Origin of the sequence: Cytobacillus massiliigabonensis, assembly GCF_900199725.1 — a bacterium.
In the GTDB taxonomy this organism is placed as follows: Bacteria; Bacillota; Bacilli; order Bacillales; family Cytobacillaceae; genus Cytobacillus; species Cytobacillus massiliigabonensis.
Genome location: NZ_LT904903.1, coordinates 490,484 through 492,983 on the forward strand (window position 1 = coordinate 490,484; position 2,500 = coordinate 492,983).

Sequence of the window (2,500 nt, forward strand, 5' to 3'; positions counted from 1 at the left end):
TGAAAGATGGCTCCGGCTATCACTTACAGATGGGCCCGCGGCGCATTAGCTAGTTGGTGAGGTAACGGCTCACCAAGGCGACGATGCGTAGCCGACCTGAGAGGGTGATCGGCCACACTGGGACTGAGACACGGCCCAGACTCCTACGGGAGGCAGCAGTAGGGAATCTTCCGCAATGGACGAAAGTCTGACGGAGCAACGCCGCGTGAGTGATGAAGGTTTTCGGATCGTAAAACTCTGTTGTTAGGGAAGAACAAGTACCGTTCGAATAGGGCGGTACCTTGACGGTACCTAACCAGAAAGCCACGGCTAACTACGTGCCAGCAGCCGCGGTAATACGTAGGTGGCAAGCGTTGTCCGGAATTATTGGGCGTAAAGCGCGCGCAGGCGGTCTTTTAAGTCTGATGTGAAAGCCCCCGGCTCAACCGGGGAGGGTCATTGGAAACTGGGAGACTTGAGTGCAGAAGAGGAGAGTGGAATTCCACGTGTAGCGGTGAAATGCGTAGAGATGTGGAGGAACACCAGTGGCGAAGGCGACTCTCTGGTCTGTAACTGACGCTGAGGCGCGAAAGCGTGGGGAGCGAACAGGATTAGATACCCTGGTAGTCCACGCCGTAAACGATGAGTGCTAAGTGTTAGAGGGTTTCCGCCCTTTAGTGCTGCAGCAAACGCATTAAGCACTCCGCCTGGGGAGTACGGCCGCAAGGCTGAAACTCAAAGGAATTGACGGGGGCCCGCACAAGCGGTGGAGCATGTGGTTTAATTCGAAGCAACGCGAAGAACCTTACCAGGTCTTGACATCCTCTGACAATCCTAGAGATAGGACTTTCCCCTTCGGGGGACAGAGTGACAGGTGGTGCATGGTTGTCGTCAGCTCGTGTCGTGAGATGTTGGGTTAAGTCCCGCAACGAGCGCAACCCTTGATCTTAGTTGCCAGCATTCAGTTGGGCACTCTAAGGTGACTGCCGGTGACAAACCGGAGGAAGGTGGGGATGACGTCAAATCATCATGCCCCTTATGACCTGGGCTACACACGTGCTACAATGGATGGTACAAAGGGCTGCAAGACCGCGAGGTTTAGCCAATCCCATAAAACCATTCTCAGTTCGGATTGCAGGCTGCAACTCGCCTGCATGAAGCCGGAATCGCTAGTAATCGCGGATCAGCATGCCGCGGTGAATACGTTCCCGGGCCTTGTACACACCGCCCGTCACACCACGAGAGTTTGTAACACCCGAAGTCGGTGGGGTAACCGCAAGGAGCCAGCCGCCTAAGGTGGGACAGATGATTGGGGTGAAGTCGTAACAAGGTAGCCGTATCGGAAGGTGCGGCTGGATCACCTCCTTTCTAAGGATGAAATGAAGTCTAACTTCATTAAAAGACGTTTCATTGTTCGTTCAGTTTTGAGAGAGCAATTCTCTCATATAAGTTTGTTCTTTGAAAACTAGATAATGTATATAAAGAAGAATAACCGAGTAATCGCCATCTTAGTTTTCTCTTATGAAAGTTTTAATTTTAAAACGAAATAAGAGCACAAACCATGAGGGCAACAAGAAGCAAGTAGTTCAAGGAAACGATTGAGGAAACACCGGAACGTGCGTAGTTGGCACGTGAGGATGTTGACGAATGAGTTGACGCAGAAATACGCAGCTGATTGTTGACCGAAGTAGGTTAAGTTAGAAAGGGCGCACGGTGAATGCCTAGGCACTAGGAGCCGATGAAGGACGGGACTAACACCGATATGCTTCGGGGAGCTGTAAGTAAGCTTTGATCCGGAGATTTCCGAATGGGGGAACCCTCTATCCGTAATGGGATAGAATCTTTACCTGAATACATAGGGTAATGAAGGCAGACCCGGGGAACTGAAACATCTAAGTACCCGGAGGAAGAGAAAGCAAACGCGATTCCCTGAGTAGCGGCGAGCGAAACGGGATTAGCCCAAACCAAGAGGCTTGCCTCTTGGGGTTGTAGGACACTCTACACGGAGTTACAAAGGAACGAGGTAAATGAACAGGTCTGGAAAGGCCGGCCAGAGAAGGTAAAAGCCCTGTAGTTGAAACTTCGTTCCCTCCAGAGTGGATCCTGAGTACGGCGGGACACGAGAAATCCCGTCGGAAGCAGGGAGGACCATCTCCCAAGGCTAAATACTCCCTAGTGACCGATAGTGAACCAGTACCGTGAGGGAAAGGTGAAAAGCACCCCGGAAGGGGAGTGAAAGAGATCCTGAAACCGTGTGCCTACAAGTAGTTAGAGCCCGTTAATGGGTGATAGCGTGCCTTTTGTAGAATGAACCGGCGAGTTACGATTACATGCGAGGTTAAGTTGAATAGACGGAGCCGCAGCGAAAGCGAGTCTGAATAGGGCGAATGAGTATGTGGTCGTAGACCCGAAACCAGGTGATCTACCCATGTCCAGGTTGAAGTTCAGGTAACACTGAATGGAGGACCGAACCCACGCACGTTGAAAAGTGCGGGGATGAGGTGTGGGTAGCGGAGAAATT

Annotated in this window: 1 rRNA gene and 3 other annotated features (1 of these 4 only partly in view); the gene reads left to right on the forward strand. The window is 51.6% G+C overall.

Annotated elements, in window-relative coordinates:
* Positions 1-2 precede the first annotated feature (2 nt).
* Positions 3-152: a sequence feature (16S ribosomal RNA rRNA prediction is too short), on the forward strand.
* 53 nt (positions 153-205) lie between these two features.
* Positions 206-348 (forward strand) — a sequence feature (16S ribosomal RNA rRNA prediction is too short).
* A gap of 11 nt (positions 349-359) precedes the next feature.
* Positions 360-1,334 (forward strand) — a sequence feature (most likely nonfunctional fraction of RNA operon).
* Between the two features lie 335 nt (positions 1,335-1,669).
* Positions 1,670-2,500, forward strand: a 23S ribosomal RNA gene (locus C1726_RS08605); it runs 2,103 nt beyond the window's last position.